The following is an 18,665-nucleotide window of genomic DNA, read 5'->3' on the forward strand; positions in this document are numbered from 1 at the left end:
AGAATTATCGTCGACATAGAGCTACAAAAAAGCATGAGGAGTGCTCAGTGGATTTAGCAACCCTAATAGGTTTGATTGGTGGATTTGCCTTTGTAATCATGGCAATGATCCTAGGTGGAAGCCTCGGGATGTTCTATGACACGACATCCATTTTGATCGTGATTGGTGGTTCAACATTTGTTGTTCTAATGAAGTTCACCATGGGACAGTTCTTTGGTGCGGCTAAAATTGCCGGCAAAGCATTTATGTTTAAAGCCGATGAGCCTGAAGATCTTATCGCTAAGATTGTTGAAATGGCGGACGCAGCACGTAAAGGTGGTTTCTTAGCTCTGGAAGAGATGGAAATCAGCAACAGCTTTATGCAAAAGGGCATCGACCTGTTGGTTGATGGCCATGATGGTGATGTAGTGCGAGCTGCATTGCAAAAAGACATTGCGCTAACGACAGAACGTCACGAGCAGGGCGCGAAGGTGTTCTCTGCCTTTGGTGATGTTTCTCCTGCGATGGGTATGATCGGTACCTTGGTTGGTTTGGTTGCCATGCTTTCGAACATGGATGACCCTAAAGCGATCGGCCCTGCGATGGCGGTTGCACTTTTAACCACGCTGTATGGCGCAATTCTATCGAACATGGTGTTTTTCCCGATCGCAGACAAACTAGCACTGCGTCGTGACCAAGAGACACTGAACCGTCGTTTGGTGATGGATGGTGTGTTAGCAATTCAAGATGGCCAAAACCCACGAGTTATTGATGGTTACCTGAAGAGCTACCTAAATGAAGGTAAGCGTACAATTGATGGTGAACCTGCGTAAGAGGAGTTGAAGATGGATGAAGAGAATCCATGTAAATGTCCTCCTCCGGGGTTACCTCAATGGATGGGAACATTTGCTGACTTGATGTCACTGTTGATGTGTTTCTTCGTACTTCTACTCTCATTCTCTGAGATGGATGTACTGAAGTTTAAGCAGATCGCTGGCTCGATGAAGTTCGCATTTGGTGTACAGAACCGTTTAGAAGTAAAAGATATCCCGAAAGGGACCAGCATCATTGCACAAGAGTTTCGCCCTGGTCGTCCAGAGCCTACGCCGATTGATGTGATCATGCAGCAAACGATAGATATTACTCAGCAGACGCTGGAATTTCACGAAGGTGAATCCGAGCGCGCTGGCGGTACCATGCGTGACCAAGGCAAGATGACCGGAGGTAAGTCGCCAGAGGTATCGACTCACGACAACCAAAACTCTGAGTCAGACCAACAGCAACAGCAAGCCGAAGCTCAATCACAAGAGATGGAAACCTTGATGGAAAGCATCAAGAAGGCGTTGGAACGAGAAATCGATCAAGGCGCGATTGAAGTAGAAAACCTTGGTCAACAGATTGTGATTAGAATTCGTGAGAAGGGTGCATTCCCATCGGGTTCTGCTTTCCTACAGCCTAAGTTCCGACCTTTGGTGAGACAGGTGGCTGAATTAGTGAAAGATGTTCCGGGCATTGTTCGAATCTCAGGTCACACTGATAATCAACGTCTTGATTCAGAGTTGTATCGTTCGAATTGGGATCTGTCATCTCAGCGAGCGGTATCTGTTGCTCAAGAGATGGAAAAGGTACGCGGATTCTCTCATCAACGTTTGAGAGTACGTGGTATGGCGGATACTGAGCCTGTAGAGCCGAACGATACTGAATGGCAGCGTAGCCTGAACCGTCGCGTCGAGATCAGTATCATGCAAGGTGAGCCACTTTACAGCGATGAAGTTCCAGTGATTTCTGAATAGTACCTAGCTACGAGTTAAGCTGACTTATTAAATTAACCAGAAAGCCCAACCTTATGATGAGGTTTGGGCTTTTTATTTATGTGGTGAGTGGTTGGCTTATCTACCCATCTATCTATAAGAATGCCGACCGTGAGTAAGCATGCTATTTTTAATAGGGTGTGTATTTATTACTGGTGCCAAAGCAAGCACTCTTTTCCTTGTTTCACTTTCTCATGTATAATTCGCGCCCTTAGATTTAGATATGATCTACTCTTGCTTCAAGTGCTGCGTAAATTCTCCAATTTACTTGGCGAAGAGCCTTTTAAAATTTTGAACATTAATGTTGTGAACGTACTATGAAATTTATTGTTAAGCCCCATCCGGAAATTTTTGTAAAAAGTGAATCGGTGCGTAAGCGCTTCACAAGGATTCTAGAGTGCAACATTCGTAACGTTATTCAGCGTCGCTGTGAAGGTGTTGCGGTATTTAACCGTCGTGACCATATCGAAGTGACGTCTGAGAGTGATAAGTACTACACAGAAGTGTTAGAGGCTTTGACTCACACTCCTGGTATTCACCACTCTTTAGAAGTACAACAGTCAGATTTCAAAGACTTGCACGATATCTATGAGCAAGTTTTAGAGCGCAGCCGTGCTGACATTGAAGGTAAAACTTTCTCTGTTCGTGCTAAGCGTCGTGGTAAACATGAGTTCACGTCTATCGAGCTTGAGCGTTACGTAGGTGGCGGTCTGAACCAAGCGGTTGAGTCGGCACGCGTTAAGCTGAAAGATCCAGAAGTAACGGTTAAAGTTGAAGTGGCTAATGACAAACTGAACCAAGTTCTGGCGCGTCACAAAGGCCTTGGTGGTTTCCCTCTAGGTACTCAAGAAGACCTACTGAGCTTGATCTCTGGTGGTTTTGACTCTGGCGTATCAAGCTACCTACACATCAAACGTGGCTCTAAAGTTCACTACTGTTTCTTCAACCTTGGCGGTCCTGCGCACGAGATTGGCGTTAAGCAAGTAGCTCACTACCTATGGAATAAGTACGGTTCTTCGGCAAAAGTGAAGTTCATCTCTGTTGATTTCGAACCGGTTGTTGCTGAAATCCTTGAGAACGTAGAAGACGGCCAAATGGGCGTGGTTCTTAAGCGTATGTTCATGCGTGCTGGTGGCATGGTTGCTGACAAGTTCAAGATCGAAGCATTGGTTACTGGTGAGGCACTAGGTCAGGTATCAAGCCAAACGCTAACTAACCTACGTCACATTGATAACGTAACGGATACGCTGATCCTTCGTCCACTTATCAACTGGGATAAAGAAGACATCATCGACCTTGCGCGCGAGATCGGCACTGAAGACTTCGCGAAAGTAATGCCTGAATACTGTGGTGTTATCTCTAAGAAGCCAACAGTGAAAGCGAAGAAAGGTAAACTTGAAGCAGAAGAAGCTAAGTTTAACTTTGAAGTTCTAGAGCAAGTGATTGAGAACGCTCGTGTTATGGATATCCGTGACATTGAGAAAGAGAGCCAAGAGCAAGCTCCAGAAGTGGAGCAGGTTCAAGCTGTTGCTGAGCACGCTATCGTTCTTGATATCCGCAGCCCAGACGAAGAAGACGAAAACCCATTAGAAATCGATGGCATTGATGTAAAACACCTGCCTTTCTACAAGCTAGCAACGCAATTTGGTGACCTAGACCAAGGTAAAGAGTACTTACTGTACTGTGACCGTGGTGTTATGAGCCGTCTGCAAGCGCTTTACCTGCAAGAGCAGGGCTTCAAGAATGTTAAGGTTTACCGCCCATAGTCATGTAGCTTAGAGCATGACTTAGGTTGTAACAGATACAGAAAGCCGCTTACTGAAAAGTAAGCGGCTTTTTATTTATCGGTTGATTGTTATTCTGTAATCGATACAGTTGTTTCACTGTGTTGCTCGTATGGTCTTTTGTTGGCAAACAAGCTGATGTTATCAATCGATTTTTAGTTTGCACTGTTAGCATTCGCGTTGTTACCAAAAGGTGCAATTAAATGCTTACTTTTGTATGCGCATGATTGTTTAAGTAAGTAGGCTTTACATTTTGTGAGTAGAGTAAAGAAATAGTAAGAATTAATTAGCACAGCTATTGATAAACTTGTTGTTACTTTTCTTTGGGCATAAAAAAACACCGCCTAATAGGCGGTGTAAACAAATTTGACAGACAGGTCAAAATAAATACAGGAAGTAGATGCCTCGTTTCAGCGCGTAGCTGCAACAAAACATTTGGTAGAACTCTACCCAACTCGAAAAGTACGAGTTTGCAAACACAACATCGCAGGAGCTAAGCCAATTGATTCTAGAGAGAATCAAGCCGTTCAGGCTAGCTGCTGCGGAATGAAATATAGAATTTCTCTAGCCGCTAGGCAACGGACAAATTATAATGTTTCAGATAAAAAAAACTAATGCTTATTTAGAGAGTAACTATGTCTCGTCGATTACCCCCATTAAACTCGCTAAGAGTGTTTGAAGCTGCGGCTCGACACCTGAGTTTTACGCGTGCCGCTGAAGAGTTGTTTGTTACTCAAGCTGCGGTTAGTCACCAGATAAAAGCTTTAGAAGAGTTTCTGTCTTTGAAGCTTTTTCGCCGAAGAAACCGTTCTTTGCTACTTACTGAAGAAGGGCAAAGCTACTTCTTAGATATCAAAGATATATTTACATCATTGGCTGAGGCCACTGATAAGGTGCTTGAGAGAAGTGAGAAAGGCGCGTTAACCATCAGCTTGCCACCAAGTTTTGCGATTCAATGGTTAGTACCAAGGCTTGCTGACTTTAACCAACAAGAACCTGATATCGATGTTCGAATTAAGGCCGTTGATATGGATGAAGGTTCGTTGACGGATGATGTGGATGTTGCAATTTACTATGGTCGAGGTAACTGGCCGGGCTTGAGAGCCGATAAATTGTATCAAGAGTACTTGGTTCCTCTCTGTTCTCCATCTGTGTTACTGGGAACAAAACCATTAGAATCTCTAAAAGATTTAGCATGCCATACGCTATTACATGATACCTCTCGTAAAGATTGGAAACAGTTTGCGAAGCAAAACGGCATTGATGGCGTTAATGTAAACCATGGACCGATCTTCAGTCACTCAACCATGGTGCTTCAAGCCGCAGCTCACGGGCAAGGCATTGCATTGGGCAACAACGTTCTCGCACAACCTGAAATTGAAGCGGGTCGCTTGATTGCGCCGTTTGATGAAGTATTGGTAAGTAAGAATGCTTTCTATGTTGTGTGTCATGAGAAACAAGCCGACATGGGCCGTATCGCTACTTTCCGTGATTGGATGCTGGCTAAAGCACAAAGTGAACAAGAGGACTTACTTGATGAGTAACATCATTATTGATGGTGAAGATAATCCGATCACCTTTATTTTTGCGCACGGTGCGGGCGCTGGTATGGATCATGAGTTCATGCAGTCGGTAGCCAAAGGGTTAGCCTTTAAAGGGATACGAGTGGTTCGTTTCAATTTCCCTTATATGATCAAGCGTGCCGAAGATGGTAAGCGTCGTCCACCTGATAGAGCGCCTAAGCTGCTTGAAGCCTATCAAGAGATCATTGAGCAAACTGATGCTGACAAGCTTGTGATTGGTGGTAAGTCGATGGGAGGCCGCATGGCGAGTCACTTATCTGAGTTGGATAAAGTGGCAGCGATGGCTTGTTTAGGTTTCCCTTTTCATCCTCCGGGTAAGCCAGAGAATTATAAAGGTGAACACCTCGCTTCTTTGCAAAAGCCGTGTCTGATTCTTCAAGGCGAGCGCGATACCTTTGGTAAGCGTGAAGAGTTTGCTGATTTCGACCTGTCGGATTCTATTCGAGTTGAGTTTATTCCTGATGGTGATCATAGCTTCAAACCACGCAAGAGTTCTGGTTATACAGAGCAACAGAACATCGCATTAACGGTTGAAAAGCTCTCAGTATTTATTAAAGAGGTGCTTAATGAAAAGTAAGTACCTACTTACCTTCGCTGGTCTATCTGGCGCTATTGCGGTGATGCTTGGCGCGTTTGCTGCACACGGTTTAAAAGCTATTTTGCCTGAGTACCTGTTAGGTGTATTCGAAACGGGTGTTCAGTATCAGTTTATTCACACGTTAGCGATACTCGCGTGTGGTGCTCTGCTACAGATGAAACTTGGCGCTAAATCACAAAAATATTTTTTCATTGCGGCAATTTGCTTTATCATCGGCATCCTTTGTTTTAGTGGCAGCCTGTATGCGTTGGCACTGACAGGAATAAAATGGTTTGGCCCAATAACTCCGTTTGGTGGTCTACTATTTATCATTGGTTGGGGAGTCTTCTCCTTCGCTGCTTTGAATATAAAAGAGGTAACTCAGTGAAACACGTACTACTTTATTGTCGCTCTGGTTTTGAAAAAGAATGTGCTGGCGAAATTCAAGACAAGGCAACACAACTGGAAGTGTTTGGTTTTCCTCGCTTAAAAAACAATACCGGTTTCGTATTGTTTGAATGTTACCAAGCTGGTGAAGCGGACAAGTTGATCAAAGAGATCGACTTCCAATCATTGATCTTCGCTCGTCAAATGCTAGCTGTTGCGGTTGAAATCAAAGGTCTACCAACCGATGACCGCATTTCTCCAATTCTTGAGGCGCTTTCTGAGAAAGAAGGTTTCCCACGTTGTGGTGATATCCGTATTGAAACGCCAGATACTAACGAAGCAAAAGAGCTACTGAAGTTCTGTCGTAAGTTTACAGTGCCAATGCGCCAAGCTATGCGTGGCAAAGGTCTGATGACAGCTAAGGATAACGCCAAGAAGCCTGTGCTTCATTTATGCTTCATCGCACCGGGTCACTGTTTTGTTGGTTATTCTTACCCAACCAACAACTCACAATTCTTTATGGGCATCCCTCGTTTGAAGTTCCCTTCAGATGCGCCAAGCCGTTCTACATTGAAGCTAGAAGAAGCGTTCCACGTGTTCATCCCTCGTGATGAGTGGGATGAGCGTCTTGCTCCGGGTATGTGGGGTGTAGATTTAGGTGCCTGTCCAGGTGGTTGGACTTACCAATTGGTTAAGCGCTCGATGTTCGTTCACTGTGTCGATAACGGCATGATGGCAGACAGCCTGATGGAAACTGGTCAAATCAAACACCACATGGTGGATGGCTTTAAGTTCGAACCAGACCGTAAGAACGTCACTTGGATCATCTGTGACATGGTTGAAAAACCAGCGCGCGTTGCACACCTTATGGGTGAGTGGATCATCAAAGGTTGGGCGAAAGAAGCACTATTCAACCTTAAACTGCCAATGAAGGGCCGTTACGATGAAGTTCTGCAAGATATTGAGAACTTAAAACTGTTCCTGATTGAGAATAAAGTGAAGTTCAAGATGCAGGCGAAGCACTTATATCATGACCGTGAAGAGATCACCGTTCATATTCAGTCGCTTTCAAACATCTCACCGCACTAATATTAGCGTTGATATATCAGTGATAAAAATGCTCCTTTAAGGGGCATTTTTTGTATCTGAAATTCGTCAAATGTTTGGGTTTAGGCACGTTAATGAAGTCAACATCGTCGAAATGTCGGCTATTTCAGTATTCGAATATTAAAAAAGCCGTAAGTGATCGAGACTTACGGCTACCTATCTTCAGGGGTGATACGAAGCAGGATTTATTCAAAGATTCAGCAGCAAAACGAAGTAAGTTTTACAGCGAGGGCATCTTAACAAAATTTATTTTATGAAAAGTAAGTGAACGTAAGTAAAGAATGTAAATGATAAGAATTATCATTCAATTTGTGTAATATTCACGCCCCCTGACTTAAATCTATAAAATATAAAAACACAGTATGAAACTTAAAGCACTTTCAGTAGCCGTTACGGTTGCCTTAACTTCATTTACAGCCCTTGCTGCCGACGAACAAGAAACGGTAGTGGTAATTGGTTCAGCTCTTGATCAACTTGTTCAGACTGAAATCAACTCTGACACACTTGAAAAGAAACAAGCATCAGACATTAAAGACGTTCTGAATACTATGCCAAGCGTAACGGTAGACGGAAACGCACGTTACTCTCGCAAAGTGTATGTACGTGGTATGGAAGACAAGTTTGCCGTGGTGACTATTGATGGTGCACGTCAAGAAGGTCAGCTGTTCCACCACTCTGGTGATCAGGCTATTGACCCAGCGATGCTTAAGCGTGCTGAAATTGAATTAGGCGGTAACTCTGCACTGTCTGGCTCTGGTGCGATTAACGGCTCATTTAGCTACGAGACAAAAGATCCAAGCGACCTTCTTAAACCAGGCGAAAGCATTGGTGCTCGAGTTAAAACTAGCTACCAAACGGCTTACGAACGTTTCGCAACCAATGTTGCTGTGTATGCAAAAGTAAACGACAAGCTGCAATTCATGGGGATCGCAAACTACTCTGAAGATGGTGACCTGCACATCCCAGATCAGGAAGCTGTGACGTCTAAGCAAGGCGAACTGAAGTCTGGCGTCGCGAAAGTGGTATTCATCCCGAATGACGCTAACGAATTTAAACTGACTTTCAACCGATACAACGATGGCGGTAAACGTCAGCTTTCTGGTGAGAAGGCCGGTGCTCTGTATGCGGATGATGAACACAACTACCACTCGCTTAACCGCGATACTGTGACTCTGCAACATGAATACGATGCAGGTAGTGACTTAGTACACCTAAAAACTAATATCTACTACAACCGTCAGTACATGGAGCGCGATGTGCTTGTGGATACGGCTTGGGATAAAGACGCGAACGGAAAATGGATTAAAGATGGCACAATTGCTATCCCTGATCGTGAATACAACGTGACAACCATTGGTGGTGACATTCGCAATATCTCTTGGGTTGGTGAGCATGAACTAACTTACGGTCTTGATGGCTATAAAGCAGAGCAGTGGATTGATGCGGGTGACGGTGTTTACCAAAGCGGTTCTAAGCAAGGTGAGACTAAGAAGTACGGCATGGATGGCGGTACCGTGACAGCTTACGGTCTTTACCTGCAAGACATGTACGAGTTTAGCGACTTCCGTTTAACAACAGGTTTGCGTTACGACGTTCATAAACTTGGTGGTGTTTATGATGGCGACTTCGACCAGTTGTCTCCTAAATTTAAAGGTGAATACCAAACCACGGATAATCTAAAACTTCGTGTAGGTTACGGTCGTCTATTTAAAGGCGCGTCATTGCCAGAGACTCTGACAATGAAAGCAGCTGCAGATGTTAAGCAGTCTGATACTAAGGCGATGACGGGTAATAACTATGAGGCTGGTTTTGATTACGAGCTGACACGTCTACTGGCAGCGGACTACGCTATCCTAGGTTTCACGGCTTACACCTACAACCTAGATAATCAAATGCACCCAACTAAGAACAACACAACACTGGCTAACCAGTACGATGTTGAAGTGTGGGGTGTAGAAACGGTACTGAGCTACGCACTAGACTCTCTAAGCGTATACGCTAACCACTCTTACTCGGATGGTGACCAGAAAGATCTAGATAATGGCAAAACAAGCCACATGAGCAAAACAGGCATTCACAACTTCAAAGCGGGCTTTAATTACAGCCTAAACAGTGAGTTTGTGTTTGGTTGGGACTCTCGCTTCGTTCCGGGTAATGACTACACGGATGAAGATGGTGAGCAAGTGAAGCGTGCTGGTTTTGCTACGCATAATATCTGGGCAGCTTACACACCTACGTTTGCGAAAGACCTAGAGATGAACATCGGTGTCGATAACATTCTTGATAAGAAATACGCAGAGCATACTGGCTTTGGTATCTCTTGGGGCTCAGATAAGTACACTAGCTACGAAGCCGGTCGTAACTTCAAAGCTTCTATCGCTTATAACTTCTAATCATCCGATTAAGTTCAGTTAGGCGGCAGCCAAAATAACAAAAAGCCTTAGTATCGACTAAGGCTTTTCTGTATCTGGAACTTCGTATAACAAAGGGTTTCTATATAGAGCTAAGCGCTCGCTTCGTAACGAATATCTTGTAGGTTAAAACCTAAATCTATGTCTGTTTTGAGAGCTGAGACTTGCTTACACACTCGAGCGGACTCAATGTGTTCATCAAACTTCTTACGATATTTCTTCGGTAAGTCTTCCGCTTGGTATGCAGTTTCAATATCGGGGTACGAAGTTAATATCTCTTTTGCCGCTTTCGGCCCCACGCCAGGGATACCTGGCACTTGGCTAGAGCTTACACCGGTTAATCCCCAGTAATCTGCAAGCTGCTCTGGTTTTACACCAAACTCCGCCTCGATAAAGGGCTTATCTAACCAGCGATGTTGGAAATAATCACGGATCTGCAGGGTAGGCGACAACAGTTGGCAGTAGCCTTTGTCTGTAGAGATGATGGTGACGGTCTCGCCATGGTCTGCGACCTTCTTAGCCAGCGTTGCCACTAAATCATCAGCTTCATCGCCATCGGACAGTAACGAATCTATGCCTAATTCCCACCAAGCTTGTTGGATCGCATCAAGGCCTTGCATGAGCGGCTCTGGCATGGGTTTACGGTTCTGCTTGTAAGCAGGCAGTACTTCCGCGCGCCAGCCTCGGTCTTGCAGGTGATGATCAAACACGGCGATGATATGAGTCGGCTTGGACTCGGAAATAATCTTATTCAAAGTGCGAGTTGTAGTGGTGATGGTTCTTGCTATATCGGTTGGATCCGGCTGAGCGGAGTGCACGCGTCGGATGAGGTTCAAAGCATCGATAATAACAAGATGGATAGACATAAGTTTCCACTAAATAGGCAATAAAAAAGGGGCTGCTAGCCCCTTATAGTAACGTATCAGTTAGTGAGTTGAAACGTTGGTAACGTAAACGCCTCAATCACTTGAAGCGATTTTGTAGCAAGGTACGTAGTCGGTACCGCCCGGTAGCTTCATTCGATGTTGTTCAACAAAGTCATTCAGCAGTTGATCCATTTTTGTCATCAGCTCTTTGTCACCATCGATAATGAATGGGCCGTGTTTTTCTATCTCTAGAATACCCTCTGCTTTGACGTTACCCGCAACAATACCCGAGAACGCTTTACGCAGATTTGCCGCAAGGCTCTCTGTTTTCTGGTCCATATGTAGGTCGAGTGCTGCCATCGATTCGTGAGTCGGATCGAACGGCAGTTGGAACTCCGGTTCAATATGCAGTGACCAGTTATAGCTGTAGGCATCGCCGGTTTCTTTACGGTGAGAACGTACGTCCGGCATAGCTTGCTTCATGATTTTCGCGGCGCGAGCCGGGTCATCAATCACGATCTCATAATGTTTTTGTGCTTCTGGACCTAATGTCTCGCCAATAAACTTATCGATCGAGCGGAAGTAAGCTTCGCTCTCTTTTGAGCCCGTTAACACAATCGGCATTGGCTGATCGGCGTTATTCGGGTGCATCATAATACCTAAGATGTACAACAGCTCTTCGGCAGTACCTGGACCACCAGGGAAGATAATGATGCCATGTGCCATACGAACAAACGCTTCAAGACGCTTCTCGATATCTGGCATGATCACTAGCTCATTTACAATCGGGTTTGGTGGCTCAGCCGCGATGATTGATGGTTCAGTCAAACCTAGGTAACGGTGATCGGTGTAACGCTGTTTCGCGTGACCAATCGCTGCTCCCTTCATTGGGCCCTCCATCGCCCCCGGTCCACAACCGGTACAGATGTTGAGTTCTCGCAAGCCTAGTTCATTACCCACTTCACGAGTGTATTGGTATTCGCTGGCATTGATTGAGTGGCCGCCCCAGCACACGATAAGGTTCGGTTCGATACCCGGAGTTAGTGCTCCAGCGTTTCTCAAAATACCAAACACTAGGTTAGTAATATGAGTGGCGTTGGTTAGGTTAAGCCTCTGGTTGTCCGCTAGGTGCATGTTGACATACACAATGTCACGCAGCACTGAAAATAGGTGTTCTTGGATACCCTTGATGATTTCGCCATCAACAAAGGCATGCTCTGGTGGGTTACTCAGTTCGAGCTTAATACCACGCTCACGGCGTACGACTTCTACATCGAACGATTTGTATTTATCGAGCAATTCCTTGGAGTTGTCGGTATGACTACCCGAGTTAAGTACCGCTAACGTACAGTTACGATACAGTTGGTACAGATCACTAGACGCGGTTTTCTTAAGACGCTCAACCTCAAGTTGAGAGAGTAAATCCATGCTACCGGCAGGGCTGATATGAGTGATCATAGTGCCTCCTTGTTGATAAGAGCAGGGGAGACAGTTAAGTAACCCTCTGGCTCGAGAGTGAGAAGCAAACGTTGAAAGTGTTTGGTTAAAGGTGAGAGAGTTAACCAGACGAAACGAATACGACAGCGTTGCTTAATGGATTATATAAACTGCTCAAGAGCGAATATATGGCATTGCTTGCCAAGAATGCTTGTTAAGCGAATGTTAATCATTAGCTTAGCAAACATTGAGGAAATTGGTATGTGATAAGTATTTGAAAAAATGAAATAAATTAAATTTAAGGCCGCTTAGTGCCAAACAAGTTGGTTGCTACCGCGCTGTTTTGCCTTATTTAAAGTTTTATTGAGTCGCTCTAATACTTCTTCTGGTGTATCTGACTCTTTGAACTGAGTACTTGCGGCACACAAAGTTATCGTGATTTGTTGGTCACGGAACTTAAATGGTAAACGGCTCACTTGAGTCTGAATGTTTTGTATCACCTGATGGCAGTATTCATCGGTTTGCTCTGGGAGCAGTAAGACAAACTCTTCACCAGAAAAACGAGCCACAGTATCAGTGGTGCTGGTTTCTTTGGTGATGGTTCGTGCGATGATTTTCAGAGCTTTATCGCCTGCTGTGTAACCAAAGCTATCGTTGATCGACTTGAAGTTGTCGATATCAAGCAGCACTACACGTAGCGAGTGTTGTGCACGAATCCAACGGCGGTACTCAAGCTCTAAACGATCAGTAAAAGCAGTACGGTTGTAAACCTTCGTTAGCGGATCAAGTAGCATACGCTGAGCCTGATCTTCTAGACGTTTGCGGTAGTCTTGAGTTACTTCATACAGTGAATCGAGCTGAGTTTTTCCGTAGCTCATTCGTTCGATCAGTGCTTGCTCTTTTTGCTCGGCGTGATTCAACCTTTCAGAGAGAGAGGCGATTTCACTGAGTAGGGGACTGATCGACTGCTTTAAGCTTTCAATATCCTTCGCTTTATCCAAAGAATTTTGGCTCTTACTCACTAGCTCTGTCAGCTCTGAGTTTAGACCTTGGCGATGCTCAAAATAGCTTTGGCTTTGATCGGTATTCTGGTCTGCAGTTTTGATGCTCGATGCAAGTGACGCGTTGAGTTGATCGATAAACTGTTCAGACTTTTTACGCTCGAGCGTGGTGCCTTCAATGACCAGTTTGAGGATCTGAAGTGTCAGCTCAAGCAGGTTTTGTGTAGAAACACCAAGCAATAGCTTTGCGCGAATATCGGTCAGCATGTCACCCGATTCTCCCTCAAAATCGAGTTCAGTAATCAGATGTTGTAATTCGTTTGATAGGTCGGAAAGGAGCTCTTGTTCCGGAGAGTGTGCAGCGTCAGCAAACTGCGAGCGTGAGTTGTTCGCCATAATCTTGATGGCACGCTCATAAATACCGAGTAGCTTTATTGCATGGTCGACTTTTTGACTGCCATTGCATTCGGAGAAGCTAAGTAAGTTTCGTAGGTCTCGCTTGAGCTGCGCTGGAAGACCAGTTATGCGTTGCAGCGTTTCCCCACTGTGCTTAATGCTATCGTCCAGATATCCGTTCTGTTTATCCATAGCCAACGTTTTCTGCTTTAGCATCCTTTCAAGTACTGCCAGCTTTGGGATCATCGAGCTAATGTCTTTTTGCTTTTCTAGCTCTTCCCTAAGGGCAATGAGGTTTTCATCTAAATGGCTATTACTGCCAACGCACGCGTCGCTTAACGATGTGACGATACGCTTTAGAACTTTCTGTTCGCGAATAAATTTGAACGAGGTGTCTCTTTGCGTCAAACGAACTTGCTCCAACTGAAATTTCAGCTGGTGGAGTTGCGCCTGAATGTCTTTTTCAAGAATGCCCATAGATGTATTAAATAGCGCCGCGTAGATCGAACTCGATCATTTTGATGAAATTCCGTTACATCGATAATAACAAAACTAAAAATAAGGTCACGAGTTGCAAGTCTTAACCGCTCGCAAATCAGTCATCTTTTAGCATTTTTTTGATGTTGTCCTCATTCTGGTATGAGGATTGTATTTTTATTAGCCCTTGATTAATCGCATGTTTACAGGCTTCTCTTATGTTACCTGTTGCAAGGCTAGCGGCTGGTGCATTGTCGATGGCTTTGAGGTATACCCATTGGCTGCTGCGCTCTTTGAGACTTATCTCACGCGCTAGGTTTGTCGACATCAATAGTACATCTAATAGCTCTTGATCGTTTATCGCGGTGTACGCACGTGGCAAGAATGGGTAGTCAGCGATACCCATGCGAACGGTACGATTGATATTACGTTCGGTCTCGAACTCATTCACCCAATCTTGAATCTTTCTGAACATGGCTTCAGGCGATGAATCGCGATCTGAATTCGGTTCGATGTAGAGCAGGTTGGCATCCGAGAAATGGTAAACGCGAGATGGGCCTTCCAATTTCGATTTGAGGAACTCACCGAATGCATCTTCGAGCTCTAGGCCGGCTTTGTAACCATTCTGGGTGTACATATTACGTAGGAAAGGTAGATCAATCATCACGAAGCGCAAACGGTCGTTCAGCGGTTCATGAATCAGTTCACCCATCTGCCATTGCTCAAAGGTTTGGCTAGTTTGCTCCAAAGAGTTCGACAGCTTGGCGTTAAGCATTCTTAAGTTAGGCAGCTTGGAACGCGAGTGTGTGAAGAGATCGGTGCGCAGTGAATCGACTTCTTTGGCCAAGGTTTGAATGATGTAGCCTCGGCGTAGCACGAAGAAGAACAGCACAATACTGAATAGGAATAGCGCGAAGGCGATCTTCTGGAACTTGCGATGTTCAAGTTTGTATTTCTCTAGTTCTTGCGCTTGACCTGCATAGTGCAAGGTCTGCTCGGCAAACTCTTTCTGTTGGCGGAATGCATCTTCACCAACACGGTTGAGTTTTTGTTGCTCTAAAGAGACTAGGCTATTGTATTGCTTGAGGTTAGCGAGCGCCTGCTGCGGGCGACCGGCTTGTTCGTAACCCAAAGAGAGCAAGTAGTATGAGCGTTGTGACAAGCGAGAGTTCTCGACTTGGCGTGAGATCTCGAGTGCACGTGTTGCATGCTTGATAACATCTTCGCTCTCTTGCAGGTGGTAAGCCAGCCCAGCCGATAGCAGCGCAGCACGGCCTTCCAGTTTTGGCATATCGGTATACTCGAGCAGTTCAAGAGCACGGGAGAGGTACTGTTCTGCAAGAGGGTAATTATAAAGGCGCAGGTAAGTCGCTGATAAACTTAAGCGAATATCGATGACTTGATAGATATCTCGGTCAGTACTTTCGTGGTCTAACACATTGAAGAAATGCACTAGGGCAAGGTTGTATTTACCTTGGTAGAAGTACACATCACCCATTTTCTTGAGCACTTGAGCTAATACTGGCGAATTTTCAAAGTTGTCATAGAAATCAGCGGCTTGAGAGAGGTGCTCTAGTGCTTTGTCTAACACTTGGCGCTCAAAGAACAGCTGTGCCAATAGACGGTTAACTTTTGCTAAGCGTGCACTTAGGTTGCCTTCTACTGACTTCCAGTAGCCATATAACAATTCAGACAGCGCGTGATTGTACTCTTTATGGTTCAGGTAAAACTCACCGACTGCAATGTGGTAGTCGATGGATACTTTTTCTGAATAACGTTGGTCGAGGTAATTCTTGGCTTCTTGGTAGTACTTCTCCGCTTCATCGATCTTGTTGTCGTATGACGCAATGTCTGCTTTCAACATGATTAAGCGGTAGGTGATGCCTTCCGTTAAACGCAAGGTTTTGCTGACTGATTCTAAATTTGCTTCGATAGTTTCGAGTTCGGCTTTGGCTTTGTCTGACTTTCTGTCATTGAGCCAAACTAAGCGAACTTTTAGTATCTCAAGATCTACCTTTAGGTAGTCGAGCTTGTAGGTTTTAGCGAGTTCAGAGGCTTTTTCGATGTGCTTGATCGCAATACGAATATTGCCAAGGTTGTACTCTGCTTTCGCTAAGATCTTGTAAGCATCAATACTGCTGTTTGGGGTACGAATCGAAGAGTCCGTCTCTTCGCGAGAAATCGCTGAAGGGCTTTTCTCGCGCTGATCAGAAAGGACACGCAGCGTCAGATAGCTGTTGGCCATTTTTTTTGCTTGGCTTGGTTCTATCTCAACCAAGTTATTGGCTTCGTTGAGTAGTGCCGAAGAATAGACCGACGCATTCACCGAGGTGCTCAAGCTCAAAATAAATAGGCTAACAACGTATAACCAACGCATTTCAGTGTCCTTTAAAGATTAGGTAGGTGCCAAATAAGTGTGTGGTTTGCCGATTATTGGCGAGCCATACGCTTATTGTGGCTTGGTCTATCTTGCTCTGTTGAACGGTATGGGTTGATATCCAGACCACCACGACGTGTGTAACGTGCAAACACAGTTAACTTCGAAGGCGCGCAGTATTTCATGATATCAGTGAAGATACGCTCAACACATTGTTCGTGGAATTCGTTGTGCTCACGGAATGAAACTAAATAGCGCAGCAGGGCTTCACGGTCAATTTGCTTGCCTGAATATGCGATCTCAACGCTACCCCAGTCTGGTTGATTGGTGATCAAGCAGTTCGATTTTAATAGATGACTGTGAAGTGTTTCTTCCACCTCTTGCTCTCCAGCAGCACCTTCAAGCAGTGACGCTTCAAAGTCGTAGCTAGTGATTTGGATATCTTGATTATCGATACATTCACCTTCCATCGTCACGATAGGCTGGTTGGTGTAGTCAGTTACCGAGTTAACATTTACGATCACAGCTTCGCCCGCACATGCCGACAGATCTTGAGTTAAGCGCTCAGTCACTTGTTCCCAGTTTTCGAATTGAGTCTGGTTGTAGCTGTTCAGATACAGCTTGAAAGATTTTGATTCAATTAAATTTGGGCTCGTTGCTGGGATGAAAACTTCACCCACCGCCACTTGTGGTAGGCCATTTGTGTTCAGCCACGAAAGCTCGTACATAGTCCAAATATCATGACCAACAAAAGGCAACTCGCCGTTTAGCGCTAGATCGTCACGATTCAGGCTACGCGGTACTGGTTGCAACAAACTTGCATCGTATTGGTTAGAGTACTCAGTTTTTTGGCCCAGCGTTAAGCCCGCTAGTTCTTTTGCGTCAGAATATTTGCTCATACTTTCGTTTCAAATTCGATTAGAATGGGGTCGATTTTACTGAATCCCCTTTACCCTGTCATTACGTCATCGCTTATTAGACAAGCTTATTTGGCAAGGAAAGGCTCAGATTCTATTTATTATTATGTGTTTAGGAGATTTTCATGACTCAACGTGCTCAAGACGCACTGGTTTCTTTTAGTCAGCGATACGTTGACGCGTGGCAACAGCAACACCAAAGCTTACCTCGCAATGAGGAGTTGGTGGACATCGTATCGCCATGCGTAGAAGAAAAGAGCGGTGACGCTGTGTTATGGAAACACTACCCACGTGAGCTATTTGCTGATTTTACCAACGTAGAAACAGGCATCGAGCTAACGCTGCATGAAGACATCAAAACCTTCTATGGCGCTCAATACAGCGCAGATATGAATGCGACGTTTGACGGTAATGAGCTGACTCTTTTACAGATTTGGAGTGATGAAGACTTCGAATGCCTGCAAGAAAACATTCTAGGTCACTTGGTAACGCAGCGTCGTCTAAAGCTGAAACCGACGGTTTTCATCGCAGCGACTGATGCAGAGCTGGATGTTATCTCTATCTGTAACTTAACTGGCAACGTGATTTTAGAGCGCTTAGGCACCAAAAATCGTGATGTACTCGCTGAGACATTGGCTGAGTTTTTAGAAAAGTTACAACCAGCGGTATAGATAGATGTACGTACTAGAACTTCAATTTGAGTGTTTTGATAACACAACGGTAAGCGCTGTCGACAAGGCGGTGAATGGCTTAATGGATGCACTACGTTATAACGGACAAGTGCTAGGCCGTGAGTTTCCTATCGTGATGGGTGACGGCGAGTTTTACGTTCGTGTTGTCTGCCCGGAGCAAGATAGCTTACACCCTCGTAATCACTCAGATTTTGTGAAAGTGTGCTTGGATCGTCTGTCTAATGCGAGCCTGCTTACTCCTAAAATGCGCTTGCTGGGCCGAGATTTGAACTCAGAAGAAGTGGCTGAAGATGAAGCGCCTAGTTGGCAAGTACTGTACACCACCTTTGTGCATACCTGTTCACCGCTACGCAGTGGTGATAGCTTGTTGCCGATCCCACTATACCGTAATCCACCTACCTTTAATGGCGACCATAAAGCTGTGCTGAAATGGCAGACTGAATGGCAAGCCTGTGATGAAGTACAAATGGGTGGTGGTTGCCGAGCTGAACACGCGACCTTGACGGAAATCAGTGATACTAAAAGCGTACTGTTCAAACGTGGTTGGGGCTTAAGAGGGCGTATCGAATACCTGACTAAGATTCCTACTTACTACTACTTGTACCGTGTGGGTGGCATTAGTTTGAAAGACGAAAAAGAGCGTAAATGTCCGCAATGTGGTGGCGAATGGCTGCTAGATGCGCCGATCCACGATATTTTCTATTTCAAGTGTGATGATTGCCGTCTGGTATCAAACATCTCTTGGGATCAGCTAAAGTAACGACGGCGTTCTTAGCACGGTAGGCTCATGAATGAGCTTCGAGTGATCGAAAAAGGGGCTGACACAATGTCAGCCCCTTTTGGTATCTATAGGGTAGTGAAGT

15 protein-coding genes are annotated in these 18,665 nt (G+C 45.0%); 10 read left to right on the forward strand and 5 right to left on the reverse strand.

The genetic code is table 11. The annotated features are described in order from the left end of the window. The first annotated feature begins 47 nt into the window (after positions 1-47). The 8 genes from pomA to L0991_01280 all read left to right on the forward strand — a co-directional run bounded on the left by pomA (position 48) and on the right by L0991_01280 (position 9,621). On the forward strand, positions 48-812 hold the full coding sequence (gene pomA, locus L0991_01245; protein ID XGB62710.1) for a flagellar motor protein PomA: 765 nt from the start codon (positions 48-50) through the stop codon (positions 810-812). Positions 813-824: 12 nt separating this feature from the next. Beyond that, positions 825-1,772, forward strand: coding sequence for a flagellar motor protein MotB (locus L0991_01250; GenBank protein ID XGB62711.1), 948 nt, complete (start codon positions 825-827; stop codon positions 1,770-1,772). Positions 1,773-2,107: 335 nt separating this feature from the next. Beyond that, on the forward strand, positions 2,108-3,556 hold the full coding sequence (thiI, locus tag L0991_01255; protein XGB62712.1) for a tRNA 4-thiouridine(8) synthase ThiI: 1,449 nt from the start codon (positions 2,108-2,110) through the stop codon (positions 3,554-3,556). A 653-nt stretch (positions 3,557-4,209) separates the two neighbouring features. After that, complete coding sequence (locus L0991_01260) at positions 4,210-5,118, forward strand: transcriptional regulator GcvA (protein XGB62713.1); 909 nt, start codon at positions 4,210-4,212, stop codon at positions 5,116-5,118. Continuing rightward, positions 5,111-5,734: an alpha/beta fold hydrolase gene (locus tag L0991_01265; protein XGB62714.1), complete on the forward strand. Its 624-nt coding sequence runs from the start codon at positions 5,111-5,113 to the stop codon at positions 5,732-5,734. Before L0991_01260 ends, L0991_01265 begins: the two co-directional genes overlap by 8 nt. Beyond that, positions 5,724-6,122, forward strand: a complete 399-nt coding sequence (locus L0991_01270) for a DUF423 domain-containing protein (protein XGB62715.1) — start codon at positions 5,724-5,726, stop codon at positions 6,120-6,122. Before L0991_01265 ends, L0991_01270 begins: the two co-directional genes overlap by 11 nt. Further along, positions 6,119-7,210: a 23S rRNA (cytidine(2498)-2'-O)-methyltransferase RlmM gene (gene rlmM, locus L0991_01275; GenBank protein ID XGB62716.1), complete on the forward strand. Its 1,092-nt coding sequence runs from the start codon at positions 6,119-6,121 to the stop codon at positions 7,208-7,210. The genes L0991_01270 and rlmM overlap by 4 nt, the downstream gene beginning before the upstream one ends. A 380-nt stretch (positions 7,211-7,590) precedes the next feature. Further along, positions 7,591-9,621, forward strand: a complete 2,031-nt coding sequence (locus L0991_01280) for a TonB-dependent receptor (protein ID XGB62717.1) — start codon at positions 7,591-7,593, stop codon at positions 9,619-9,621. Positions 9,622-9,731: 110 nt separating this feature from the next. Here the strand turns inward: L0991_01280 and xni are convergent, their stop codons facing one another. From xni to queF, 5 genes are all read right to left on the reverse strand, one after another. Beyond that, positions 9,732-10,505 (reverse strand): flap endonuclease Xni, encoded by a 774-nt coding sequence (xni, locus tag L0991_01285; protein ID XGB62718.1) that lies wholly within the window; start codon positions 10,503-10,505, stop codon positions 9,732-9,734. 93 nt (positions 10,506-10,598) lie between these two features. Further along, positions 10,599-11,963, reverse strand: a complete 1,365-nt coding sequence (gene ppnN, locus L0991_01290; GenBank protein XGB62719.1) for a nucleotide 5'-monophosphate nucleosidase PpnN — start codon at positions 11,961-11,963, stop codon at positions 10,599-10,601. Positions 11,964-12,250: 287 nt separating this feature from the next. Continuing rightward, positions 12,251-13,816, reverse strand: coding sequence for a diguanylate cyclase (locus L0991_01295; protein XGB62720.1), 1,566 nt, complete (start codon positions 13,814-13,816; stop codon positions 12,251-12,253). Positions 13,817-13,934: 118 nt separating this feature from the next. Then, the gene (locus L0991_01300; GenBank protein XGB62721.1) at positions 13,935-16,193 is read right to left on the reverse strand and encodes a tetratricopeptide repeat protein; all 2,259 of its coding nucleotides are present in this window, start codon (positions 16,191-16,193) and stop codon (positions 13,935-13,937) included. Positions 16,194-16,246: 53 nt separating this feature from the next. Continuing rightward, positions 16,247-17,092: an NADPH-dependent 7-cyano-7-deazaguanine reductase QueF gene (gene queF / locus L0991_01305; protein XGB62722.1), complete on the reverse strand. Its 846-nt coding sequence runs from the start codon at positions 17,090-17,092 to the stop codon at positions 16,247-16,249. 143 nt (positions 17,093-17,235) lie between these two features. Between queF and syd the strand changes: the two genes are divergently transcribed. Together syd and L0991_01315 are read left to right on the forward strand one after the other, a co-directional pair. Further along, entirely contained in the window at positions 17,236-17,781 is a 546-nt protein-coding gene (gene syd, locus L0991_01310; protein ID XGB62723.1) for a SecY-interacting protein, read from the forward strand. A gap of 4 nt (positions 17,782-17,785) precedes the next feature. Further along, the gene (locus L0991_01315) at positions 17,786-18,562 is read left to right on the forward strand and encodes a Zn-ribbon-containing protein (GenBank protein ID XGB62724.1); all 777 of its coding nucleotides are present in this window, start codon (positions 17,786-17,788) and stop codon (positions 18,560-18,562) included. The last annotated feature ends 103 nt before the right edge of the window (positions 18,563-18,665 follow it).

Source organism: Vibrio chagasii, from assembly GCA_041879415.1.
Lineage (GTDB): Bacteria > Pseudomonadota > Gammaproteobacteria > Enterobacterales > Vibrionaceae > Vibrio.

Excerpts from the sequence above, each read along its gene's own strand:
- L0991_01295 (XGB62720.1), bottom strand. The coding sequence starts at position 13,816 with ATGGGCATTCTTGAAAAAGACATTCAGGCGCAACTCCACCAGCTGAAA.
- syd (XGB62723.1), top strand. The coding sequence starts at position 17,236 with ATGACTCAACGTGCTCAAGACGCACTGGTTTCTTTTAGTCAGCGATAC.
- L0991_01300 (XGB62721.1), bottom strand. The coding sequence starts at position 16,193 with ATGCGTTGGTTATACGTTGTTAGCCTATTTATTTTGAGCTTGAGCACC.
- L0991_01265 (XGB62714.1), top strand. The coding sequence starts at position 5,111 with ATGAGTAACATCATTATTGATGGTGAAGATAATCCGATCACCTTTATT.
- L0991_01315 (XGB62724.1), top strand. The coding sequence starts at position 17,786 with ATGTACGTACTAGAACTTCAATTTGAGTGTTTTGATAACACAACGGTA.
- ppnN (XGB62719.1), bottom strand. The coding sequence starts at position 11,963 with ATGATCACTCATATCAGCCCTGCCGGTAGCATGGATTTACTCTCTCAA.
- xni (XGB62718.1), bottom strand. The coding sequence starts at position 10,505 with ATGTCTATCCATCTTGTTATTATCGATGCTTTGAACCTCATCCGACGC.
- L0991_01260 (XGB62713.1), top strand. The coding sequence starts at position 4,210 with ATGTCTCGTCGATTACCCCCATTAAACTCGCTAAGAGTGTTTGAAGCT.
- L0991_01250 (XGB62711.1), top strand. The coding sequence starts at position 825 with ATGGATGAAGAGAATCCATGTAAATGTCCTCCTCCGGGGTTACCTCAA.
- L0991_01270 (XGB62715.1), top strand. The coding sequence starts at position 5,724 with ATGAAAAGTAAGTACCTACTTACCTTCGCTGGTCTATCTGGCGCTATT.
- queF (XGB62722.1), bottom strand. The coding sequence starts at position 17,092 with ATGAGCAAATATTCTGACGCAAAAGAACTAGCGGGCTTAACGCTGGGC.
- thiI (XGB62712.1), top strand. The coding sequence starts at position 2,108 with ATGAAATTTATTGTTAAGCCCCATCCGGAAATTTTTGTAAAAAGTGAA.
- L0991_01280 (XGB62717.1), top strand. The coding sequence starts at position 7,591 with ATGAAACTTAAAGCACTTTCAGTAGCCGTTACGGTTGCCTTAACTTCA.